The 24120-nt window shown below is 40.5% G+C and carries 24 protein-coding genes and 1 tRNA gene; 15 read left to right on the forward strand and 10 right to left on the reverse strand.

Features of this window, described 5'->3' with window-relative positions:
* The 4 genes from traM to KK060_RS19705 form a co-directional block, all read left to right on the forward strand.
* On the forward strand, positions 1-528 hold a 528-nt coding region (traM, locus tag KK060_RS19690; protein WP_254155490.1), incomplete at its 5' end, for a conjugative transposon protein TraM.
* 12 nt (positions 529-540) lie between these two features.
* On the forward strand, positions 541-1365 hold the full coding sequence (gene traN / locus KK060_RS19695; RefSeq protein ID WP_254155491.1) for a conjugative transposon protein TraN: 825 nt from the start codon (positions 541-543) through the stop codon (positions 1363-1365).
* A 25-nt stretch (positions 1366-1390) separates the two neighbouring features.
* The gene (locus KK060_RS19700) at positions 1391-2221 is read left to right on the forward strand and encodes a hypothetical protein (RefSeq protein WP_254155492.1); all 831 of its coding nucleotides are present in this window, start codon (positions 1391-1393) and stop codon (positions 2219-2221) included.
* 69 nt (positions 2222-2290) lie between these two features.
* Positions 2291-2623 (forward strand): hypothetical protein, encoded by a 333-nt coding sequence (locus KK060_RS19705; protein WP_254155493.1) that lies wholly within the window; start codon positions 2291-2293, stop codon positions 2621-2623.
* An 11-nt stretch (positions 2624-2634) separates the two neighbouring features.
* Here the strand turns inward: KK060_RS19705 and KK060_RS19710 are convergent, their stop codons facing one another.
* Positions 2635-3384 (reverse strand): GNAT family N-acetyltransferase, encoded by a 750-nt coding sequence (locus KK060_RS19710; protein WP_254155494.1) that lies wholly within the window; start codon positions 3382-3384, stop codon positions 2635-2637.
* Positions 3385-3647: 263 nt separating this feature from the next.
* On the opposite strand from KK060_RS19710, the gene KK060_RS19715 reads away from it, so the two are divergent.
* Complete coding sequence (locus KK060_RS19715) at positions 3648-4520, forward strand: ArdC family protein (protein ID WP_254155495.1); 873 nt, start codon at positions 3648-3650, stop codon at positions 4518-4520.
* Positions 4521-4719: 199 nt separating this feature from the next.
* Here the strand turns inward: KK060_RS19715 and KK060_RS19720 are convergent, their stop codons facing one another.
* The 3 genes from KK060_RS19720 to KK060_RS19730 form a co-directional block, all read right to left on the reverse strand.
* Positions 4720-7467 (reverse strand): DUF4365 domain-containing protein, encoded by a 2748-nt coding sequence (locus KK060_RS19720; protein ID WP_254155496.1) that lies wholly within the window; start codon positions 7465-7467, stop codon positions 4720-4722.
* A gap of 210 nt (positions 7468-7677) precedes the next feature.
* The gene (locus tag KK060_RS19725) at positions 7678-7956 is read right to left on the reverse strand and encodes a hypothetical protein (protein WP_254155497.1); all 279 of its coding nucleotides are present in this window, start codon (positions 7954-7956) and stop codon (positions 7678-7680) included.
* 3 nt (positions 7957-7959) lie between these two features.
* Complete coding sequence (locus KK060_RS19730; protein WP_254155498.1) at positions 7960-8328, reverse strand: hypothetical protein; 369 nt, start codon at positions 8326-8328, stop codon at positions 7960-7962.
* Between the two features lie 99 nt (positions 8329-8427).
* Here KK060_RS19730 and ligD point away from each other — a divergent pair, with 99 nt between their 5' ends.
* The 5 genes from ligD to KK060_RS19755 all read left to right on the forward strand — a co-directional run bounded on the left by ligD (position 8428) and on the right by KK060_RS19755 (position 13732).
* Positions 8428-9351: a non-homologous end-joining DNA ligase gene (gene ligD, locus KK060_RS19735; protein WP_254155499.1), complete on the forward strand. Its 924-nt coding sequence runs from the start codon at positions 8428-8430 to the stop codon at positions 9349-9351.
* Between the two features lie 18 nt (positions 9352-9369).
* Positions 9370-9972, forward strand: coding sequence for a zinc metalloprotease (locus KK060_RS19740; protein WP_254155500.1), 603 nt, complete (start codon positions 9370-9372; stop codon positions 9970-9972).
* Positions 9973-10151: 179 nt separating this feature from the next.
* Positions 10152-11147, forward strand: a complete 996-nt coding sequence (locus KK060_RS19745) for a hypothetical protein (protein ID WP_254155501.1) — start codon at positions 10152-10154, stop codon at positions 11145-11147.
* A gap of 215 nt (positions 11148-11362) precedes the next feature.
* Positions 11363-11830, forward strand: coding sequence for a JAB domain-containing protein (locus KK060_RS19750; RefSeq protein WP_254155502.1), 468 nt, complete (start codon positions 11363-11365; stop codon positions 11828-11830).
* 240 nt (positions 11831-12070) lie between these two features.
* The gene (locus tag KK060_RS19755; RefSeq protein ID WP_254155503.1) at positions 12071-13732 is read left to right on the forward strand and encodes a hypothetical protein; all 1662 of its coding nucleotides are present in this window, start codon (positions 12071-12073) and stop codon (positions 13730-13732) included.
* Between the two features lie 29 nt (positions 13733-13761).
* On the opposite strand, the gene KK060_RS19760 is transcribed toward KK060_RS19755, so the two are convergent.
* The 4 genes from KK060_RS19760 to KK060_RS19775 form a co-directional block, all read right to left on the reverse strand.
* Positions 13762-14382: a hypothetical protein gene (locus KK060_RS19760; protein ID WP_254155504.1), complete on the reverse strand. Its 621-nt coding sequence runs from the start codon at positions 14380-14382 to the stop codon at positions 13762-13764.
* Positions 14383-14496: 114 nt separating this feature from the next.
* The gene (locus KK060_RS19765; RefSeq protein WP_254155505.1) at positions 14497-15753 is read right to left on the reverse strand and encodes a site-specific integrase; all 1257 of its coding nucleotides are present in this window, start codon (positions 15751-15753) and stop codon (positions 14497-14499) included.
* A gap of 253 nt (positions 15754-16006) precedes the next feature.
* Positions 16007-16091 (reverse strand) — tRNA-Ser (locus tag KK060_RS19770).
* 79 nt (positions 16092-16170) lie between these two features.
* Positions 16171-17715: an Ig-like domain-containing protein gene (locus tag KK060_RS19775; protein WP_254155506.1), complete on the reverse strand. Its 1545-nt coding sequence runs from the start codon at positions 17713-17715 to the stop codon at positions 16171-16173.
* 56 nt (positions 17716-17771) lie between these two features.
* Between KK060_RS19775 and KK060_RS19780 the strand changes: the two genes are divergently transcribed.
* Positions 17772-18110: an MGMT family protein gene (locus KK060_RS19780; RefSeq protein WP_254155554.1), complete on the forward strand. Its 339-nt coding sequence runs from the start codon at positions 17772-17774 to the stop codon at positions 18108-18110.
* A 66-nt stretch (positions 18111-18176) separates the two neighbouring features.
* Entirely contained in the window at positions 18177-18557 is a 381-nt protein-coding gene (locus tag KK060_RS19785; protein WP_254155508.1) for a hypothetical protein, read from the forward strand.
* Between the two features lie 62 nt (positions 18558-18619).
* Here the strand turns inward: KK060_RS19785 and KK060_RS19790 are convergent, their stop codons facing one another.
* Positions 18620-20080, reverse strand: coding sequence for a sodium:solute symporter (locus KK060_RS19790; RefSeq protein WP_254155517.1), 1461 nt, complete (start codon positions 20078-20080; stop codon positions 18620-18622).
* 158 nt (positions 20081-20238) lie between these two features.
* Between KK060_RS19790 and KK060_RS19795 the strand changes: the two genes are divergently transcribed.
* The 3 genes from KK060_RS19795 (at position 20239) to KK060_RS19805 (ending at position 22742) form a co-directional block, all read left to right on the forward strand.
* Positions 20239-20520, forward strand: coding sequence for an ATP-dependent Clp protease adaptor ClpS (locus KK060_RS19795; protein WP_254155519.1), 282 nt, complete (start codon positions 20239-20241; stop codon positions 20518-20520).
* Positions 20521-20541: 21 nt separating this feature from the next.
* The gene (recR, locus tag KK060_RS19800; RefSeq protein WP_254155521.1) at positions 20542-21147 is read left to right on the forward strand and encodes a recombination mediator RecR; all 606 of its coding nucleotides are present in this window, start codon (positions 20542-20544) and stop codon (positions 21145-21147) included.
* Positions 21148-21548: 401 nt separating this feature from the next.
* A complete protein-coding gene (locus tag KK060_RS19805) occupies positions 21549-22742 on the forward strand; it encodes a pyridoxal phosphate-dependent aminotransferase (protein ID WP_254155523.1) in 1194 nt (397 codons plus the stop codon).
* Positions 22743-22827: 85 nt separating this feature from the next.
* Here KK060_RS19805 and KK060_RS19810 read toward each other — a convergent pair whose 3' ends face one another.
* Positions 22828-24066, reverse strand: coding sequence for a carboxypeptidase-like regulatory domain-containing protein (locus tag KK060_RS19810; protein WP_254155525.1), 1239 nt, complete (start codon positions 24064-24066; stop codon positions 22828-22830).
* Between the last annotated feature and the right edge of the window lie 54 nt (positions 24067-24120).

Genomic DNA, 24120 nt, shown 5'->3' on the forward strand with positions numbered 1-24120 from the left:
AAAAGCAAGAACGAACCGACTCAAGCTTTCCTGGGACTTAACGAAAGCAATACTCATGATCAAGGCAATACCATTCAGGCTGTTGTTTCGCATCTGCAGACGTTACAAACTGGCGCAACTGTCAAGATCAAGATACTTGATGATGTATATCTAAATGGAAAATTAATTGAGGCAGGCGATTTTGTATTCGGTGAGTGTGACTTGCAAAATGATCGGCTGCATATCAAGGTGAATTCAATCCTTGTCAAGAATTCCATTTTCACCGTAAGCTTGACAGCATTTGATCTTGATGGTCAAGAAGGAATTTACATTCCTGGTAGCATTGCCAACGATGCGAGTAAACAGGCTACCGCTAACGCAATGCAGGACTTACAACTATTGTCTGCCGATCCCTCTATAGGTGCGCAAGCAGCTTCCGCTGGAATCCAAACTGCAAAAACTCTGATCGGGAAGAGGACAAGAACAGTAAAAGTTCAGGTTGAGTCCGGCTACAAACTGTTTCTAAAAGACAAAAATTCCAAAGATTAAAATCAAACGAACATGAAATCATTTAAGAATATTACCGGGCTCGCCATTGCCATTGCACTGGCCCCGTTTTCCATGAGCGCTCAAAATGTATATGTCAATCAACTTGAAATCACGGAAAATAAAACAACGAGCATTCTTTTCCCGCACCCAATTGAGGCAATTGACCTTGGGAGTCCTAACGTTCTGGCTCAAAGAGTACCCGGCACCGAAAACGTGCTGCAAATCAAAGCCGACACGTCAGCATTTGACGAGACTAATATAACCGTGATCACAAGCGGGGGTTCGCTCCATCAGTTCAATGTCAGGTACGAACCATATCCGGCAACGTGCTACTTTATCATTAACAAGTCTGGTGTTTTGGAGACCGTTCAGTCCGTGATTTTCAATGAAACAAATCCAGTATCTGTTTTCGAGAGGGCATACAAGGCTATTCGGCCACAAAATGGAAAAGTGTCGAAAGAAAAGGTAGGAAAAGTGAAAGCGGTTCTGCAGGGCATTTATGTAAAAGACAATAATCTGTTTTTTAGCGTATCGGTTCAAAACAATTCAAACATAGCCTACGACATCGAGTCGGTGGCATTCGTGGTGAAAGATCGAAAGCAAGCCAAAAGAACCGCTGTTCAGGAAAACGTAATTGTTCCTATCCACGCAAGTTCCGCTCCTAAAACAATTCGCGGAGAGAGTTCAATCCATGTCATCTATACGTTAGAGAAATTCACCCTCCCCACGACCAAGCAACTTCAGATAGTGTTGACTGAAAGGAATGGCGGAAGGCATATTACGCTCAAGGTGGATAGCAGTGATATCAACAATTCACAGTCAGTGAATATTAAATAATGTTCAACTATAAAAGCATTAAATCATGAATCAAAAAAATCTTGATTACTTGAAAGAGGGGTTGAAGTACCTCGGATTCGGAGAGGGGCTTTACGATAAGCTCACCGAAAACATCAAACAACAAAAAGATCATTTTCAGTTGAAGACCGTAAATGAGTACGGCCCTCACAAAGTAAACTATTCACTGGATTTCAAAAAGGGTGATCAGAGTGACATGTATTTCTTCAATAAATACACTGCGTCATTCAAGGCTAGCGAAACCAGCGAAGAAAAAATACAGGCATTCTACCCGAAAAAAAATACAGGCGTAACTGCTAAGGAGGCGTATAATCTTTTGAACGGTCGCGCAGTGAACAAAGACCTGACGAATCAGGAAGGCCAACCTTACAATGCCTGGCTACAGCTGGATTGGTCGCAAAAGGACGATCACGGAAATCACAAATTCAAAATGATTCATCAGGCTTATGGCTATGATCTTACAAAGGAATTGGAGAAACACCCAATTAAAGAACTCAGCGACCCTGTGACAAAGGAAAGGCTAATGCAATCACTCGAGCGCGGCAATCTTCATCAGGTTACTTTTAAAAAAGGCGATCGAGAAGATAAAATGTTCATCGAAGCAAATCCACAATTCAAGACCTTAAATGTGTATGATGACAAGCTCAAGAAGGTCTTCATTGAAGTAAGTAACAAGCATCATGCGCCTGATAACGATCCGATGCAAAAGCATTCTGAGCAACAAAAGGAAAGAGAGGCCCCTCTAAAAAAGCAGGACATAAAAAAGGAAACAGGGCATGAGCCTGATGATGATTCGCCTAAGAAGGGAAAGAGGAGTAAGATAAAAATTGGAGGCTGACAACTAGGAAACCTGGGCATAATTCCCGGGTTTCTTTTTTATCTTTAGATTGTAAATCATAACATACCGATGGATTCTAAAGACAAAGAAATTGCTGAAGCGCTTCAAAAATTGGTTTCTACGTTCGTAAAAAAGGAATTTGATCGAAGGGATCAGCAAGAAAAAGAAGAAATAATTGGTAGTGATGCCTATCTCCGACTTGTTGGTTCGGTCAGGGAATACCTGAATAACGGTGGAGAAAAGACCAATATACCTTCGGAGGGGCCTGCCTTTGAGTACATGCAAAATTCAATCGTAAAGGGAATTAAAAGGGGCTGGTGGAAGGATCATCCTGATTGGATAATTGAGAGAGCGAAAATTGGAACCATAATTAGGAACGGCGGAAAGTTTTTACCGAACTAGGTATAGTTTGTCTACCTGCTAGGTAATGATCGTATAACAATGAAACGCCCAAAGTCGATTTCCTTCTCAAAATATTTGATCTTGTCATCCTTGATCACTTCGTTATTTCTGATCCACTTGATGCGCCAATCGCGACTTGCTGGATAGATGATTGGCTTTACTAGTTCCCTTGTGTTTTTCTTGAATTTCAAACTCCACGCGATATCCGGACTAGATCCAATAGTATGATGTGGTTCATTATGCCAAAGCTGAACGACTTCCCCATTATCGGGAAATCTAGGCTTTAGGTAGGGGACGAGAATTTTATACATCCATTTGTTCGAGCCCGCCTCACCATCACCTCCAAGTGGAAAGTCTATAAATCGAAATTTGCGCCAAATGCGCTCTGATGAGGGTGGAGAACATTGTAGATCAACAGCCAGAATATCTTTTGCAGCGAGCAAGTTTAAAAGCGAAGTGATAAGTACGCGACCTGCCCCTTTCTTTCGATACTTACGGTCAATCTCGACAATGTCAATCGTTGCGCTGAATTGCCGCACGGACCAGATAACAAATCCAATCGCTTTCCTCTCAATGGAAATCGTCGCGATCTTTTTTTCTTTAAAGGCTTCATCAATAATATTCCAATTACAAAAGAAGCCCTCTCCGGTTTCTTCGCGTTCCTGCTTTAGCCAACGCTCAACTTCGTTCTTCTGATTTTCAGTAGGTACGAAAGACACTTTCCAATCTTCCGATTTTGTTTTTGCTAGCTGTTTCTCCATAGACTTTTGTAATGAGGTGTAATGCCGTAGTGGGAAACCTCGATTTATATGCCCAAAGTTCGGGCTTTTTCCCGACTTGATGCCAAAAGACTACCGCATTTGAACGGCTTTCTCCCTTCCATTCCTGTCGTCATTGCAGGCCCTCCATTAAAATTCAGTTTCCTTTTGGCGCAAGCTTGTGTCCGCGGAGTTTCTTTTGTTTTCCGGCAAAAGCCCGGAGACATGGCCATCTAAAATCAAAGTTTCACTTAAACAATATGGTTATGAACACGACATCGGAGAAGAAAGAAATGTATGCGATCATCAACAACATGATCATGGACAAACTCCAAAGAGGTAAAGCACCTTGGAGACAGACCTGGAATGATTTCGGTCCTGCTAGAAATTATGTTAACAAGAAAACATACAGAGGCATCAACGCACTCCTCTTGAACAACCTGGATTTTGAATACCCTTTGTATCTAACTTTCCTTCAAGCAAAAGAACTTGGTGGACACATCAAAAAAGGATCTAAGAGCATTGAGGTGATTTATTGGAAGACGCTCGAATTTGAAGACGAGAACAAGATCAAGAAGATACCATTCCTGAGATATTACAATGTCTTCAACATAGAATGCGTGGAAGGTGTTAATATCAAGTTGCCAACGAAGTATGTCAACGACCCAATCGAACAAGCTGAAATGATCATTAGCGATATGCCATCAAAGCCGATCATCGAGCACGGTGGAGATCAACCTTACTATAACTGGAAGGAAGACAAAGTGAGAGTTCCTCATCGTGACAACTTCATTCTCTCAGATGAATACTACGCTACTCTGTTTCATGAGCTTGCTCACAGCACCGGTCATGACCGCAGGCTAAACCGTGAGACGTGCATGAAGCCGGCTGTCTATGGATCTCGTGATTACTGCAAAGAAGAATTGGTTGCTGAGATTGCTACATGCTTTCTATGTGGCGAAGCTGGAATTGCAAACTCCACCATAGACAACAGTTCAGCTTACATCCGGTTTTGGGTTGAAAGGCTTACTCACATTCTTAAAGAAGATAACAAAGCGTTTGTAAGAGCATCAGCACTTGCACAAAAGGCAGCCGACTTCATACGTAATAGCATAGAAGAACCTGCTCGTCAAGACTGATATATGCTGCTTCGGCTAAAGGGTAGCAAGGCCCTTTAGCTTCTTTATGTGGGAGTTGAATCAGAAGCCGGTTTTCCAACGAACCAGGGGAAGGCGTTGCTATTGTTCGATCAGAACACTGATGACGTTATTTGCCATCGATACCTGGGCGCGGACCTTCACCCTGCGGTTAGGAAGTCGAAAATACAACCACATCACATTATTCAAGAAGTCTCTTGAAAAAGTAATCCTGAAGATGCTTATCGCTATTCGCTTTTAGGTATGACAAAACCTTATTCCTAATAATCGGATATTTTTTAATCTGTGCGATATAGTGAGTAGTGTCGTATTCAGTTATCCATTTCGCGTCAAACTTAGAATAGTCAAAATTTTCCATGTCGAGGAGCCAGTCATAATATGGATCGATACCCTTGAAATCCTGGAATTCTGATGATGAGGTGTCTCGCCCGAACTTAAACGACAGATTAATAAGCGCGCCTATCTGCGGGAACCGTTTGTTCTTGTTGCCCATAAGCGAATTCCATGAAAACTGATTTTCTTTTAACTTAGAGGTGGTCAGAAATATTGTAAACTGTTCCTCGTCGAAAGGAACAATTTCAAGTATGGTCGCCAAATAGTAAAGTTCACCATTGAATTTTTGTTTAAGTTGAGTTGATATTATGTCCTTAATTCGGTTTTGGGCAGCGGGAACAGAGACCCCAAAAAGGTAAACAAGCGAAACGCAACTTTTGTCACCCCTATTTTCTTTCGAAGAATCCAATAATCGGATAAGCTCTTTGACCTCTACGTCAGAAAGCAGGATCTTGGAGACCCCGAGCTGGCTTGTAAGTGTTTCGATGAAAGAATTTCCGTACAAGTCAAATCTCTCGCAAGCAAGACGTAGGAACTCTTTAGTTCTATCGGTGTCTAATTTCGTTCCGCCTCTAGCTATGAAGTATTGCACATATTTTAGCGTATGTGCGATGTCAATAACTTCAGTCGAAAGAAATTGATATAATGATGTGTAAATACTTTGTAAAGATTTTGATTCAAGTTTTAGCATTCCCGCCAATGCCATCAGCGTTCCAAACATCTTATTGCAGCGCTGCCTGAAGTAAAGGTTGGTTTGATAGTCCAGCTCCTCTCGAACTAGTGGAAGCTCATTGATGAAATTTTGAAAGAGGTTCATAAAAGAGTAAGCGCTGTCAGGCTCTTGCTTATACTCCAACTCTTTCAACTCGTAACGCTTAAAATGTTTAATAATAAAATCAGGCTCCCCATAGTGAATAAAATGGGTTAACAGATTCTCGCTAAACGATTCGAGCCGACTATTCTGATTTAAAGAAATGGCATGAGAGGCAAAGGTTCCTTCAACAACCTTTTCGAAGAGGTGGCTAAAGTCGGAGAACCCTTCGAACGCAATATAATTTTCCGAGAAAGTTGATTGTATCTGATCGAATTCAGAGAGTAACTCCCACACGTAATTGTTCGAAGCGGACCCACCCCGCAATTGGCTATAATAGTGTTCTCGTATCTTTGTTAACAGTGAACTAATTTTTGTGTTGGCGTCCGAAAAGAGCCTGTCTGAGGCAAGGTTATCGAGAAATTCGTGATTCGCTAAATTTGGATATAGCCTGGCAATTTCGCCTAGATCAATGGTGCGCAATTCGTCGGCTTGCTCTTTGAGCTTGGAGTCTCCCCATGCGAAGTGGGATAGCGAAATGCCCAACTTCGTTAAATTGTATTTTGAAATAAAATACCACTCAAGTTGCCTGCTTTCCGCGGTAAGTACGGCGCACTGCTCGACAATTCGGGCTGCTGTGGTGAAGTGACCGTACTTATAGTGTACATAGGCTTGCTTCAGCTTCTCCGTAATTTCTGTCTGTTCGATTTGAGCAGCTTTCAAGCTTTGTGCAAACATGAGCCTTTTGAATAAGCATTTGCTGCAATAGCAAATTTCCTCATTATCGGCGGAAGGGACTTCAACGTATGTACGCCGATCATCTTCAACGTAGAGAATTCCGATACGACGAAAATGGCGGGAAATATTTACAAGCTTTTTTTCAATGTCTGCTATGTCTTTGAGTTCTTCAGGGATATTATGAAGTTTGTTGCCATCGAACCGAATTTTCTCAAATAGTGATACCAAGCTTTTATTGCCAGGTTTAAGCACGAACCCTTGAAAGTGAGAAGCTGTTGCACCGTCATTAACTTCTATAGGATAGTAGTGGATAAAAAAATCAACCGGAACAAAGTTCAGTTCTTTAAAGCGAAAATTTACGTAAGCATTCAACTGATCTACGAAAGCCGTTTGCTTATCAATCATCAAGCCATTCAGTGGCCGCTGTCCCTTATAATAATGAGCTGACTTACTTTTATAACGATTGACCAAGTATTCTTTGGAAGCCTTAATATCATCGAGGAATAATTCAAAATTTTGTTCGTGCGGAAGTCCATCTTTTAGAATATGTTTCGCGGGATCGAAGTAAAGTTGTATGGAGTCTGTTTTTCGGGCCTTGTTTGCAATGTCATTTTTTATTCTTTTCAGTTCTTGGATATATCGTTCCGCATGAAGCTGAACTGGAAGCCAAAAAATTGTTTTGGTCGTTAAATCGCACAGCGTGATCACAATAGGCTGGTCCACCGATAAGCAGAAATACTCGATGTGATTGACGCCATCGAGCTGAAACGAAATCAACCCTCTGTTAACCCCTTGTTTAAGAACGGTGACACACTCGTCAGTTCCTTTATTCTGAAGATAGAATGTACCATAGGTCTTGACCTCGGCGTCCTTCACGCGATTAAGTATTTCGAACGTGAAGTCAATCCCAATTTCAGTCTTTCTCTGGTTCGGCAAAACCCACAAACCTGCCCTTTGAGCTAGATGCTCAATTGTCCCCTCGAGTAATCGGTTCGCATCGCGTTCAATTTCATCGGTCGTTCTTTTTATCGCCATTGAGGTATCCATGAGTCACTAGTAAATGGTTTCTCTTAATTCTTGTATGTAGTCTACCAGTTTGATGTTGAAATACGGGAAGTAGCCCTTTTGAAAAAGAAAAAGCGGATTTCCTTCCGTCCGAAGTAGTCTCCGCATTGATTCCTCAGTATCCACCGATCCTGTGTTATAGAAACACGGATGGGCTAAATAAAGAGATTACTAAGATACGAAATTCATCACTCATCTAAAGCGTCTTCGCGTTCGCCCTTTTCCTGGTGGTTTGTTCCATTCCCTTCTCCAAGCCTCCGTGTCTGCTTTGGCTAGTGGCCGACAAAGTTCAATGTATTGATTGTAGTCAACCGCTTTTTCGCAACACTCCCAAATGTGCTGCTCTGTTATGTGCATGTCTTCTTTTAACACAGTCCTTGTATGGTACGAAACGGTAAAATCATCACCGTAGTGATAGGGTACCTTGCCGAAGTGTTTTACGATATGGTCTGCCAAATCCTTGATCGTCATGCATCACCTCACCAGCTTTAGTTGTGTAGGATTGAGAACCGAGTCAAGAAGCAAGTCGATTTCTTTGAAAAACTCTTGCGAAGGAACGCGGTAGTTAATATTCTTTTCAATCTCGTGGACGATTTCCAAATACCGGTCGAGGTTGACTTTTGAATTTGATAGGTCCATTAACTTGTCGCGCAAAAGGTCCTGCATCGCTTTGTCAACCTTCGTATAAAACTTAAATTGGAGGTAAGTTGGCAGATCTGTTAATATGCCGGTGATCAACATAGTCCGGTGCTCAGACAAGATTTCCTGAATCCTGAAAAGGGTAACACGCTCATCACCCTCTTCAATATGCTTTACGGTGCTTGCTATTCTGACTGACTTCATAACTAATATTATTAGGTGTTGAACAAAGGTAATAATCTAATATTATTAGTATTAAAGGATTGCTTTAAATGAGCGGTAAATCACTGTTTTTCAGCGAAAATGAAATTTGTCAAAATAGAGGGTGGAGTAAAACTGTCGCAGTGTATCGCGCCAATGAGCGCAACGTTAAGCGATGAACCGGCATTCGATGATCCTAAATGGCTCTTCGAAATCAAGTGGGATGGATACCGGGCGGTTGCTGAATTGAACGGAAAAGACACGCGGCTTTATTCACGCAATGGACTTTCTTACAACAAAGCCTATCCGAAAATTTACAATGAACTCGTTAAGATGAAAGTTGATGCTGTCTTGGATGGTGAGGTTGTAGTTTTTCGGGATGGCATGCCATCGTTCCAGGCAATTCAAAACTATAAGAGCACGCAAAACCTGCCTATTCAATTTATTGTATTCGATTGCCTTCAACACAATGGCAAGGACTTGACTAAGTTCAAACTGATAGAGCGAAAGGAGATTCTGAAATCTATTCTTCAGCAAAGCGATGTCATTAAATACTGCGACCATGTCGAAGAAGATGGAGTAGCACTGTTTGAACAAGCTACCAAGATGAACCTCGAAGGCATCATTGCCAAAAGAATGGATAGCAAGTACTATCCCGACAAGCGATCAAAAGAATGGTTAAAAATCAAGAACGTCAAGGTTGATGATTTCAAAATAATTGGCTGGACAGATTCAAAAGCAAGTCGTCAATATTTTGGTGCGTTACTCCTTGCGCGTGAAGTTGATGGTCAGCTCGTTTATTCAGGTGAAGTTGGAACAGGGTTCACGAATGATTTATTGAAGAGTTTGTACGCAAAGATTCAACCGCTTGAAGTGAATGAATGTCCATTGGATACTCCGGTGAAAAAGGAGAAGGGATTTCATTGGGCAAAGCCGAAGTATTCATGCCAGGTGCAGTATGTTGAGATGACGGATGACGGGCATGTGCGGCATCCTGCGTTTTTGGGATTGAGAAAGGACAAATAGGGATTTTTAACGAACGTCATGGACATGATAAAGATGTTTGACCAACAAAGGATTAAAAGTGTCTGCAAGCATGAGGCTGGACATTATCTAGTTGCAAAACTGCTAGGCTTTAAAACACACGGTATTTCGATTAAAGTCCATTTTCCGATTGGACACGAAGGTGGTTCAACCATTGAGCCGAGTCTCCCCGGGATTACTAATATCGACTTGTTGAAAAGTCATTTAAGAAAGCGCATCCAGATATTGTATGCCGGAGTTATTTCAGAGGCCTTTCACAACGAAAATACTTACGATTCCGATTATGCCTTAAAAGAATGGCGAACTGGCGGAGGTCGAGATGACTACTCGAAGATTAGAGAATTGACCCATATATTACGGAACATCTCGTTTCCATCTTCGAGCAACACTGACGAAATGCAAAGCCAGCTTACCAAAATAGATGATGAACTTATAAACCTCACTGGAGAAACAGTTTCAACAAACCTGCGTCTCATTTCATCGATTTGTGATTTATTGCTGAAAAAAGTGGCCCACTATGATGAGCACTTTGAGTTAAGTGAGGGTGAAATTTTGGAATTGCCGTCCATGCGTAATCTATTTCCAAAAGAAACAACATCGTAGTAATGAATCCTGAAAGCTCCTGTGTTTATTGTAAAACAAATTCACCTAACCGATCCGAACACGTCTTCCCCTTTGGGTTAGGAGGGGAAAATATATTTCTTGATTGTGTTTGCGCAGATTGCAATAACAAATTCTCAAGATTGGAAATGGAGCTGATCCAAAAATCAATTATAGGCTTAATGCGATCCGAAGTCGGCATCGAGGGCTATTCAAAAAACAAAAACCATCCATCACCTTTTAAAAAGTCCACCATTCTTTTTCATGATGAGAGTAGTAATATTGTTTATGAAGTCGGCCAAAGCAAAGGCTTCGAGGTATATCTAAGGCCGCAGATCGTATATTTCAACGGGGATTTTTTCATAGAAGGAGCAAGTGACAACGACCTTGTATTGCTCAGTAAGGTTTTTATCAAATGGATACGAACTAGCTTGCTAGTTGTAGAGCTCCCTTCTGTCAACTCGCCAGGTACCAGTGTCCAATTTCAGAAGATCGGAGCTGAATATTCATGGGAAAGTTATACTGGTCCAAGAAAACGCAATAAGATTATTTTCAAGAGGATGAATAAAGACGACAAGTTTTACAAGCTGTTAACGACTCGACTGTTTCTTGATGACGAGGATAATCTTTATATCCGTGCGAAATCAATTGAAGATGTAACTGCTTTCATACCCGAACTATTAAAGATAGTAGATATTAAAAAGCCTCTTAACAGCTTTTCAAAAAACTTCTCTTCATCACCAGTCATTAACGTTGCATTTGATTTTGATCCACTAATGTGCGAAAGAGCGATTGTTAAAATTGGGCTGAATGCATTCTTTCATTGTTATCCAAGAGAACGATATAATTTATTTTTGAAGCCAGCGATTGAGTTTGTTTTAGAGGGGAAAAGTCATTTCAATAGATTTTTTGATAGAGGAATGAAGCGTATTGACGGGATTGAGGATGCTCATTCAATCTCCTTTTTTCAACATGACGACAATCTTCTTCTGAGGGTCAATCTTTTCAGTGGTCAGTTCATTTTAGCCTTTTGGTTAAATGGAATTTCTGTTATGCAACCATCTGAGCACTCTGCGGTTGACATCAATTATCGGAAACGTCACCTTCGCTTTTTAACTATGAATGACCTTTTGTATGATCGGGCGCAACGGGAAATCAAAAGAAATCCTAATGCTTAGCTGTTCTCAATTACTTCGCTCTTCATTCATTTGCTTTCCAATATCAGATTTAGATTCTGGCGCTAACCTACTTCCGGGTGGCAACAGCCTAGCTTGTCAAGAGAAATCCGGCATAAACGGCTCCTGCCTACGGCCTGCCTTCCAATTATTCCGTTTTCATCTTGACAATCCGCCACCCTCCATTTGAGGCGCACCATAATTTAAATCTTATGATTATGGAAAGCACAAATGAAAAAACACTGTTCGAAGTTGCAGAGATTCAGCTCACCTACAAGTCAAAAGTAAGTCCTTCACTACGTCCAAAGATCACCTCATCAAGAGACGCTTATCAAGTTCTCAACAAATATTGGGATGAAGGTAAAATGGATTTCGTTGAACAGTTCAAAGTTCTCCTTCTTAATAGAGCCAACAAAGTTATCGGCATCTATGAAGTGTCATCAGGCACAACGGTTAACACTGTAGCTGACCCTAAGTCAGTGTTTGTTGCAGCGCTTAAGGCTAATGCTTGTGGAGTTATCATAGCTCACAATCATCCATCTGGCAACCTTACAGCAAGTCAGGCAGATATTAAGCTGACAAAGGACTTGAAAGATGCTGGTAAGTTCCTTCACATTCCAGTTCTTGACCACATCATCATAACCAGCGAATCATACTATTCATTCGCTGACGAAGGGCTCTTGTAGCCCTTTTGATCAATCAAAAAAACTACCCTTTTTGGGCGTATTTGTCGTATGTAAAGAGCAGGTTGTCGATTACCCCTGAGACAAAAAATAACTAAAAAATGGCCATGTGAGCGCTCAAAAAAAAGTGCAACAATCAGAATATCAATAGTTTGAAATCCGGAATTAAAAAAATTTTGACTGTCCCTAGAATAAATACAGTATATTTGATAAGGGCAGTGTGACAACAACCCCCTCATACAAATGAACCGACACGAAGAGTTTATTGAAAAGCTGTTGTTCAGCAACAGTTATATGCTGGCGCAAGATCTCAATGTTGCGCTGCAAACAGAATTTGGCGTAAGTGGTCCTTATGGGCGTAAGATCATCGAAAGAGCTGTTGAAGCCTATGTAATTGTGCCAAGCGCGATTCGCTTTGGCAAAAACCAGTTTGCGTACGTGCATCCAAAGAAACAGTTGACTAAAGACTTGGTACTTCAGATCGCTGCTAAACACAGACCGTCACTATTTCGATTGATTGTTGGAATGGATATTAATAATGGAATTATTTCATATTACGAGGCGATGAAGATCGCGGGCTGTCCCGTTGAAGAAGGCAAAACTAAAAACGATTCTGTCGATAAACTCTTTCTTGAAGTGGAATTGCTGGGCTATGCGTCTCAGTTCGCTAATAAGGACGGTGTGCGATTCCTAGTTTCTTCTCGTGATGCGAAACATGCTGATTATTTAATGGCCAAAGCATTTAAACAAATGTCAATAGACGCGATGTTTGTTCCAGATATTCTTCGGGCACTCCAAAGGTTTAATATAATTAGCAACGATCGAGTGCTTTATAGAAATAAAACTGAGCCACAGCTTGGCGTGAACCATAACAACTTTAAGTGGGACGCTATCGCTTATACAAGGACCACTGGAATCAATGAAGCGAGAAGTTCGGAGTCAAATACCTACGATAAACAGACGCTTGTTGTTTTAGATGTGATTGTTAGCCGAAAATATACTGATCACGACTTGCAGGGTTTTCTTTCCCGCATCCAAGGGACGATTAGTTCTGTAAAAACAGGGAAAAGAAAAGTGCTCCCCATCGTAATATATTCAGGGATTGAGTCGAGAATTCTTATCAACCGAATTAAGAAACTGGGCTTTCTGTCCTTTGACCTTGGAACAATCTATGGTTCTAAAATCTATAGGATAATCGAGTGTATTCAGTCAGTAAAGAATACAGATGATTTCACAGAAGGAACCATTGATGACAGGATTGAGGAAGCGTTGGAAACGATCGAGAACACTGGGCAAGCTGATAATCTCTCTAATATAAAGGGGGACTTGTTTGAATCATTGATGTTTCCTGTGCTCAACACTATTTTTTCCGGCTCTGACATTGAGACAAGCAAAGAACTAAAAAATAGAAACGAAGGCAAAACCGAAAAATATGAATACGACTATATTATACGAAACTCACGGCTAAGAGAAATTACAATTATTGAACTTAAGGGCTTTGCAAGTTCCAGATACATAGATCTTGGTGACATTGACCGAAACAATACTTTAACTTGGTTCTTCGGCAGGACGTTACCATTTGCAAAAAAAATGTTGCAAAATGACGGTCTAAAAATCACTGCGAGCTACATAACAACAGCTAATTTCACTAGCGAGGGTATCGAATTCCTAGAAGGTTTACAAAACGGTGCGTTGAAACCAAATGTGTTGGACGTATGGTATGACGGTACTAAGCTATTAAATCTGTTGAAGGAGCACGGTTTTCAAAAACCACTCGAACTCGTTCAGAAATATTACATCAAGGCAGAGCCATCGAAGGTTAAAGTTCCGTTCGGTGCTGAGGACATGCCTTATGAAATCGAAACCGCGCTACAAACTGACCTTCCAGATCTAGGTGATTTTTGAGTGAGACCGTTCACATTAATAAAGGCCTGTTAACCAAGTTTCCTGTGCGAAACCTTCATTTGGGCGTTTTGAAAATAGCTATCGGATTTTTTCGGTGTCAACCTATCGAAGGTGCCAGCTTTCTTTCTCACAGACAAAAAACCTAATCTATAGCTCCAAAAAACCGAACGTGGTGCCACGTTAGAAAGAAATTGATAATGCGAATAAATCAGAATAAGAGTTGCACTTCCACCAATCCAACTCCATACATCATAATTGGCAATGTTTCTCTCTCTAAAAAAAGTTTCTAACAAGTTTTGACCTATGATTGCTTGTATTCCGCAAGCGGAAATAACGCAGATTGCCCAGACTAATATCCAGGGGCGTTGTCCGTTAGTTCGCAAGCCGATTAAAACTCCTTTTAGCAAATAGACAAACGAAAATAAAAAATAAGCAACGATGACAGTCAGGCCGACCTTTATGTAAACATCATTGCTATAAAGGGCAGACATTTTGTTTACCAAAAAATAGCTGAATATCAGTAGCGGTGCATACACAAATGCGCTGTAAAGAATAGAGATGATCGTTCGAATGACAAACCCAAGGAGGCCCGCGCTATGACTTACTCTCGCTTGTCTCATCGCATCTTCATAGCCTTGGTAGTAGTCCATACGTTAGTATTTTTACTTTGAATTTACGTCTTACACATTTAAGTTGTTTCTCCATCTATCTAAGCAAATACAAAGCCATCGATTGTAGCGGCCAAAGCGGGCATAAGACAGGGATCAAGTCCCTGTCTTCTTTTGTTGCTTGCTCTTCGTTACTTTCATCGTCAACTTTTTCTTCAACGCCTTCATATCATCACTCACTTTTCGATCAATGATTTTGGCATAATGTTGAGTCGTCTTTAAATTTTTGTGACCCAGCATTTTTGAGACGCTTTCAATAGGGACGCCATTGGTCAGCGTGACCGTCGTGGCAAATGTATGACGCGCACAGTGAAACGTGAATTTCTTTTCAATGCCTACTATAGCAGCGATCTCTTTCAGATACCCATTCATGTTTTGATTGCTGAAGATAGGAAGCAACAAATCTTCATTGACACACTTCGGATGATTCTTGTATTTTTCAAGTATTTGCAACGCGATAGGTAGCAATGGAATTCGAGAGGCCGAATCTGTTTTTTGGCGAGTGGTGGAAATCCACTTATCACCATCGATGCCTATGATGATCTCTGAACGTTTTAGTTTTTCAATATCCGCATAAGCAAGGCCAGTGTAACAACTGAAAATGAAAATGTCTCGGACAATGTTGAGTCTTTCAGCAGGAAAATTTTTCGCAAGGACAGCGGAAATTTCTTCTTCCGACAAATACTCGCGGATCACTTCCTTTTTACACATCTTGTAGCCGAAAAATGGATCACGGTCAAGCCATCCGTTTTTTACGCAGATGTTCACGATCTTTTTGACATTCGAAATGTATTTGATTGAAGTATTGTGGCAGCACTTGCGAACAGTTTTAAAATAGAATTCCATATCAGCGACAAACTCATAGTTGAGTTTATTCACATCGATATCCTCATATCCGAACTTCCACTTGATAAAATCTTTGGTGTGTGATCGAGCGGTTTCGTACCGCTCCATTGTCCCTGGCGCAAAGTCAATGTTGACCAGCTCACGCATCTGCTTGTTGTGATAATCAAACACCTCGAGTAGCTTTTTGGAATTTCGATTTTTTCCGGTGACAATTTCACGAATTGTATCAGTTGAGATCACTTCACCATCATCCAAAATTTGACGCTGAGCTTCATAAACTTTTGTCTTAAGTGTGTCAAGATATGCGTTGAGTTCTCTGGCTGCTTCTTTTGTCCCACTTGCTCTGCCTGCATCAGCATTCCACTTTGTTGGCTCCCACTCTCGCTGGGTTGAGAACTCAGTCCTTTTCCCAGCAACACTAACGCGCATGTACACGTCCATCAAACCACCTTCTTCGTACTTCTTCGGCTTCTTCAGATAGAAGAGCAAATTGAATCTTCGGCTCATAACACTCTTTGTTTTGGTTGATAATTAAAACTAGAAGTGCAGCCATCGAAGATCAAGATGTCCATCATTTGGACAGGTTGATCTTCAGTTAGTTATAGCAAAACTGGTGAGTAAATTTTTCGGTTTTTTTGACTCACCAGTTTACTCACTGCTTTTTTGAGAATCGGTGAATAATTTGATGTTGTCACTAAACGAAAAAAGCCTGCAATCTTATGATTTGCAGGCTTTTAACTTGTTTTGATACTGTTATCAGCAGAGGAGGAGGGATTCGAACCCCCGGATCCTTGCGGATCTCCGGTTTTCAAGACCGGTGCAATAAACCGCTCTACCACTCCTCTGTATTTCGGCTTAATTCACAAATTAGGCTGCAAAACTATTAATTTCTCGCGTTCCTCCAAACAAACACATTAAACTTTCTTAACGTGTGTCTTCACCATAATCTACAAAGTGCCTTTTTATCTCTTTATCATCTATTTTGCTTGGGTTTCTCGCAAAGCTGTCTAATTCCAGCAATACAATGCGCTGGTCGTTTAAAACAGCTCTTAGTTTTTCAATGTCTTTATCGAACTCGGCATTACGGCGGGCTGACTTCAATACATATTTTCTTGCAAACTCATCTCCGGATGCCTGTACTCTATTTCGTATTTCTATGCCATTCTTTATACGTTCCATAATGCTTTCTTTCGAGCGGCCTATCACTTCAGTTGCTTCCAATGTACCAAGCGTTAAAACTGTTGTTCCACCAACACCTGATACAATTTTAGACTGATCAGGAGTTTCAATAACTACAGGAGATAAACCTGTTACAGCACCCAGTGATGCATTAAGAATAGAGCGGTGCTTTTTGCCTTTTCTTGCTTTTTTATATTCCTGATTAAGCTTCTTCTGGTTGGCATCTAGCTGTTGTATCAACATAGCAGCATCGACAAGGTTGCTTCTGTACTTTTGAAAAAGATGCGCATCCTTTTTAAGCATGTTTTCCGCATCGTTTACTCTAACCTTAATTTTCTTTTGCGACCTGTTGTTTGACTTATCAACGGCATAGAACGTAAGGTTTACATCAACTACCTTTTTTATATCGTCAGCAAACTCATAACCAGGCAGCCAGATAAACTCGTATTGGAGTTGTGTGTTTTCTTTTAAAGCTCCTGACGGTATACGAGTATCTGAACCAATAAAGCCAGCACTGCGTATATTATCGTCTCCGTTTGGGTCCGAAATATATAGTTTTAGGTTTAGTGGCTCATCTTCTTTTATACTAAACAAGGAATCGGCGGGTAAGATGAGAATTTCGGGGGGCAAATCTAACTGCGTTGGTGCAACTCTGATTCTGCCTTTTGTCTCAGCCTTGTCAGGCTGATCCTGAACAATAAAATCAATGTAAATGGCGTCTTTCTTTAAAGAAGAAAACTGGCTTCTTGAAGGAGACCACGTTAATAAGCCCTGTGAATTCAAATTAGCACCTTCGGGTAATTGAGATTGAACCGATTTAATAATGATAGGATCTCCGTCTGGGTCAAAAACGAAATCACCAGGAATTTGATAGCTATTTAAGCTCGATTGCTTAACATAGAATGCAGGGATTTCTTCTACCACCGGAGGTCGGTTTACGTGGTTAACTGTAAATGTAACGGTTTTACTGGCCCGTTTCCCATTGCGCCAGGTAGCCCTGAAAACAAAACTAAAATCTTTTGATCTTTGTACACGGTCTACAAGATCGTAAGATGGCTTCCAGGAAAAGTTGCCAAGCGAATCAAAATGAATATTAAGGTTTTCGATCCCTTCAATAGAAAAAACAGGGATTCTATCTTCTGTCGTCTTTACCCAGAATGAAATGTTCTGATTTTCATTCAACACGTTCCACCCGATCGAATCAGGGAAAATTAATTGAGGTTCCGACTGACTAAATGACTTACTCCAGATTATGCAAACTACTACAACTGAACAGAAAAAGTATCTCACGTTTCTTTAGGTAAATGGCTGTAAATTTAACAACAACGAACGAACTGAAAATGTCCATGTATAAAAAGAGCAGTAATAGACAAAATTTCTTTCTTGATGTATATGAGGTGGTTAGGTTGATACCAAAAGGAAAAGTGACGAGCTACGGCGCAATAGCTCATTACCTGGGAGTAAAATCGGGAGCACGTATGGTTGGATGGGCAATGCATGGTTGCCCTAAAGGGGTTCCTGCACATCGCGTTGTAAACCATGCTGGGCTGCTCACCGGTAAACGCCATTTCAAAAGTCCGCAAACGATGGAGAATCGCTTGAGACGCGAAGGAGTTAAAGTAATAAAAGATAAAGTTGTGGATTTTAAAACATTATTTTGGGATCCTTCAACCGAATTGGCTTAAAACGAAGCGGCAAATTGAGAAAATAAATTCCCATACGGAGACAAATAAAGTTAAAAGGCCGCTTTTATGATTCTGAAGCAGCTTGAATTTTTCGGCACATGTTTGGCATATAGGATTTACGAAAGGAGATGTGAAGGAATGAAAACATTGCTAAAAATTGTGGTTCTGTGTGTGCTTACCGTTTTGCTAACGCTTGCAGCAAAGGCAAAAGGTAAAGATCCGGAATCAGGGGACAAAAGTAAGAATAGCCTTTATGTGCTGAAAACAGATAAAAGATTTATTGGTGCCCAGGTAGAGATTATTCAGCCAAATGGTGATGTTATTTCAAAACAGATTTTGCAGAAAAGAAAAATGATCATCGCTTTTGATGAAGCAAGATTAGGAGCTTATATAATTCGTGTTTCTAAGGACGGGAAAACCCGTGAATATAAATACGAAAAAAAATAATTGAGGGGTTGGTTTTAATCTGACTAAGGTCGTCTTCTCCAGGGACGACCTTTTTCTTTTAACTATACTGTTACCCGCTCTGCCGAATGTTTGGAAATCAGTAATAGTCCCATAAATGTGATAATTCCATTCACAAGTAATACTTCCAATCCAAATTTGTAGCCGCCAAGAAGTGCCTCTGAGTTCATGCTAATCATGTAGGTTAATACAGGAGAGATTACACACACCAATGGAACGAATTTATCTTTTACCTGAAGTTTAGTAAAAACGCCAAAGGAGAAAAGACCAAGCAATGGCCCATAGGTGTATCCTGCAACAGTAAGTACCGCATCAATTACTGAACGCTCGTTAATTTCTCTGAAGATGACAATAATAACGAGGAATAGCAGTGAGAAACCAAGGTGAACAATGAACTTTTGTTTCTTTTTTACAGGCTCCGGTTTGTCTTTAAAATTTAAAAAGTCGATACAAAAAGAAGTAGTTAAGCCAGCCAGTGCTGAGTCGGCGCTTGCATAAGAAGACGCCGTAATACCCAGCAGAAAGAAGACGCCCAAAAGAAGACTAAACTTAGTTAAAGCAAGACGAGGGAATAATTCATCAGATGCTGCAGGTAGCGTAAGATTGTTTGCTTCTGTATAAAAATATAGCAGTGCGCCGAGGGTTAGGAAAAGCAGGTTTACAATAACAAGAGTAATACTGAACCAGAACATGTTCTTCTGCGCCTCACCCAGTGATTTACAAGTCAAGTTTTTCTGCATGATCTCCTGGTCAAGGCCGGTCATGGCGATAGTGATAAACATGCCACCAAGAAATTGTTTCCAGAAGAATTGAGTAGAGTTAACATCATCGAAATAGAACATTTTGGAATACTTACTTGATTCTATCGCTGAAACCATCTCTGAGAAGGACCATCCCAGGTCATCAGATATTTGCCATACCGCAATACATACCGCTGAAACCAGGAATAGCGTTTGAAATGCATCGGTATACACTATCGTTTTTACGCCACCACGGAAGGTGTACACCCAAATAAGAATAAGCGTGGTTGCAACGGTAACAAAGAATGGAACACCCCATGCGTCAAATAGAAATAGTTGAAGTACAGTGGCTGCCAGATAAAGTCTTAATGCAGAACCCAGTGTTCGTGATATCAGAAAGAAAAATGCACCTGTTTTGTAAGACCAAAAACTAAACCGTTGCTCTAGATACGTGTAAATTGAGACAAGGTTAAGACGATAGTATAACGGCATCAGTATGCCAATAATTACCCAATAACCTACTAGGTAGCCAAGCACTACCTGGAAGTATCCAAATCCTATTTTACCAACGTTTCCTGGAACGGAAATAAAAGTAACTCCCGAAAGAGATGATCCGATCATGCCAAATGCAACTAGGTACCACGGTGACTGACGGTTGGCGGTAAAGAAAGTATTTGTGTCGGCTCCTTTAGAAGTTATAATTGAAATGAAGATAAGTACGGCAAAATAGATTACAATAATCGTAAGAACGAGTACAGGCGTCATTGGAAAAAATTAAATAGCAAACAATAGATTTAGCAATTGAAAAACAAAAATGAAGCAACAGTTGGTCTAATATAGCCACGTAAGGTTAATAAATCATTTACAGAATTCGAACTTTATAAAGATCAAAATGATTACCTTTGTGAATAGTCAAATTTTTTATGAAAGCCGCTTATCAGGAAGAAGAATTAGTTGATGTTCTCGAGGCAGTCGAGACCACCGATGTTATGGATCTGGTGGTTTTCAATGACGATTTCAATACGTTTGATCATGTTATTAATACATTGATTCGTGTTTGCAAACACACACCAGAACAGGCAGAACAATGTACCATGCTTATTCATTACAAAGGGAAGTGTACGGTAAAAACCGGTACTTTTGACTTCCTTCGTCCGCTTCGGGAAGCTATTTGTGAGGCCGGGATAGACGCAAGAATTCTTTAATTTTTACTTGATTGACTTGAGGTGGAGTATCCTTCAAAACTAATTGAAGAGGCAGTAAATCAGGTTTCCAAGCTACCCGGTATTGGAAAAAAGACCGCTTTGCGTTTGGTTCTCCATCTCATCAAGCAAAACGAGCAAACCACCTTTGCGCTTACAGAAGCACTCAATAACCTTCGTTCCAAAATCAGATTTTGTACACATTGTCACAACATATCCGATACAGAAGTCTGTAGCATCTGCAATAGTCATAAGCGTGATAAAAATATTATCTGTGTGGTTGAAGATACAAAAGATGTAATGGCTATTGAGAACACAGCGCAATACACAGGCTTATACCACGTGCTCGGCGGAGTTATCTCTCCCATGAATGGCGTCGGCCCGGCAGATCTTAAGATCGAGGCCCTTGTTAAACGTTTAGATAACCGTGCGGAGGTCAAGGAAGTGATCCTCGCTTTAAGTCCTACGATGGAAGGGGATACTACAGCTTTTTATATCAATAAAAGAATAAAAGATCTTTCTGTAAAAGTTAGCGTTATCGCCAGAGGAGTTCCTGTAGGCGGAGATCTGGAATACGCTGATGAGATTACGTTAGGACGTAGTATTCTTAGCAGAACGCTTTTTAATTAATGACTTCGCGTTAAAAGTCATCTATCCTTCAGTTATAAACCTCTTTTCCTTGTCGTTTTCGTGCTTTCTGTCTTGCATACGCAGCTAAAGGGCTTCCAAGAGATTAAAATGGATAAGTTAATCTGCTGTAATTGGCTGTTACCCGCTACTTATAGCAGAATATAGTGGACACTAGACTAGCTGCAGACCTATGCGGGACATAGACGGAGGAAGCAGAAGGAAACGGGAGGAAGGGGTGCTAAACTATTAGGCTTACTAACTCAATTCTGCGAAAACCATCAATAAACATTCGTTAATTTTATCTTGTAGGTTAAAGATTTTATAAAGTAAGATGCCGTCATCTTCCAGTTTCAGCTGTAAATTCTTTTCTTTGTCACCGTTCAAAAAAGTCACATAAAGTTATGAGTAAACTTTCTAACCGCATCGAAGCAATTGAAGAATCGGCAACGCTGGCCATGGCCGCAAAAGCCCGGGAGTTTAAAACCAAGGGCATTGACGTAATAAGCCTAAGCCTTGGTGAGCCTGATTTTAAAACACCACAACACATTTGCGATGCAGCAAAGAAAGCGATCGACGACGGAAAGTATTTTGCATACCCTCCGGTAGCAGGGTATCAGGACTTGCGTGAAGCACTGGCTGCTAAGTATCAAAAAGAAAATAAAGTGCCTTATAAGGCAGAAAATATAGTAGTATCAAATGGAGCAAAGCAATCTATTGCCAATGCCATGATTGCTTTGATTAATCCTGGTGATGAGGTAATTGTTTTCTCTCCCTATTGGGTGAGTTACGATGCACTGGTACGTCTTGCAGAAGGAACACCAGTGATGATAAAAGGTGGTATTGAAAATGATTTTAAAGTTACAGCAGAACAATTGGAGGCTGCCATTACACCAAAAACAAAGGCAGTGATATTTTCTTCACCATGTAACCCGACTGGCTCTGTATTTTCAAGCAAAGAACTGGAAGCAATCGCAAAAGTCATAGTAAAGCATAACCTTATTGCGATGGCTGATGAGATTTATGAGCATATTAACTATACAGGCGAACAAACCAGCATTGCCTCTTTCCCTGGCATGTTAGAGCGTACCATTACCATCAACGGTTTTGCTAAGGGCTTTGCGATGACAGGCTGGCGAGTAGGATACATTGCAGCACCCAAATGGATTGCTGATGGTTGTAACAAAGTTCAGGGACAGGTAACTTCTGCAAACTGCTCTATTGCCCAGCGTGCAGCACTAGCAGCCATAACCGGAGATATTACACCAACCAACAAGATGGTTGATGAATATAAGAAGCGCAGAGAAATCGTTTACAACCTGCTTAAAGAAATACCAGGAATTAAAACGAATTTACCCCAAGGTGCTTTCTATTTCTTCCCGGATGTAAGTACATATTTTGGTAAGTCTAACGGTACTGCTACCGTAAAGAATGCGGATGATTTCTGTCTGTTTATGCTTGAGAATGCGCACGTATCCATGGTTCCAGGAGGTGCTTTTGGAGATGAAAATTGTGTAAGACTTTCCTATGCTGCTTCTGAAAAGGATCTTCGTGAGGCTATGAAGCGCATCAAAGAAACATTGGCTACATTAAAGTAAAGTAATCAGCATCTTAATAGTCAGCCACAATTGAAGTTCATTCAGTCATGGCTGGCTTTTTTATTGTATTAGTATCAATCTTGGATTAATATTCGGCAAACTGCTTTTCGAGAGGCCCTGCTTTTTCTAGGTCTGAAAGCACCTTTTTTTCCAACGGACTTTCCTTAATTACATTGTAATTATCCCAGAACGCTTTATTGTATGGCTGATCTTGGTATTGAAGTCCATAGTTTCGCATCTTTTCGGTAGAGCGAATTCTTTCGGTTGGATTATCATGGACTTTATTGACAAGGAGTTGTTGAAAAAGTTCAGTCTCAAATTTTAGCTGGTCAGTATTGACATCGTACCAGTTTACCTTCGTGGTCATGGTCAGAAAACTGGGGTACATTTTGCCTTTATATCTTCTGAAATCAAGTGTTTTATTTAGTGAGATAAACTTGCTGATCATGTTTTTCTTTTTTGTTAAAAGATCCTTGTCAGCTTTTCTTTCCCATTCAAAGTGTGTTATTGCAAAGTTCTCTTTATCGATGTAGAATTTTACGCGGTCACTATAAGTTTTGTTATCAATTGTGTAATCTTCAACCTGCGAAATAACATAGATTTCATGTCCATCATAATAAGAGTTCTTGTCGCGGTTCATGTTTTGGTAGAAGCTATCATTTTCAGGAATGAGCCGATAACGGATATTATTATTGAGCAGAAGGTCTTCTAAAAGGTTGTCCTGGTTAAAATACGTGGTGAACTTGCTTTCATAACCATAGCTTTTTCGCACTTCCATCAATCGGACCCGTTCCCTCAATTTGAACTGATTCCTAGGTTCTTCATAATTCTCGTCAAAGATCTTAACTGCCGCTTCAAGCAAAGAGATATACGTTCCTCCTACCTTTTTTACATCGCGATAAAAAGCTTCCAGCAGAAAGGGTTGCATAGGATAATTGTCTTCTATTTTAGCCATCGCTATTCTTAGAATATCTCCTCCCGTAAGGGTATCTGCAACAACAATTTCCTGGAGTATAATTTCTGATTTCTCCAGCAGGATAACATGTTTTTGTTTGTCTAAAAGCGTCGAAACAGGGGCTTCAAAGTTTTTATACCCTAACATGCTAATGACTAGTGTGTCATTCCGCAAATCTAGTGGAAAGTGAAAATCAAATTCACCCTGATCATTAGATATAGTGCCTATGGGTTGACCTTTTATTCCAACCGAAGCAAAAGCCAAAGGCGCGTTGCTTTCGCTATCTTGTACCTTAGCAGAAAGCGTAATACTTTGGCTCCATACAGAGAAAGGGAGCAATAAGAAGAGTAAATAGAATAGTTTTTTCACCTGAAAAAGAAGTCGAAATATCTTTAATAAACGACGGTTGTCAAACAAAATGTA

Source organism: Chryseosolibacter indicum, from assembly GCF_018598585.1.
GTDB classification, from domain to species: Bacteria; Bacteroidota; Bacteroidia; order Cytophagales; family Cyclobacteriaceae; genus Chryseosolibacter; species Chryseosolibacter indicus.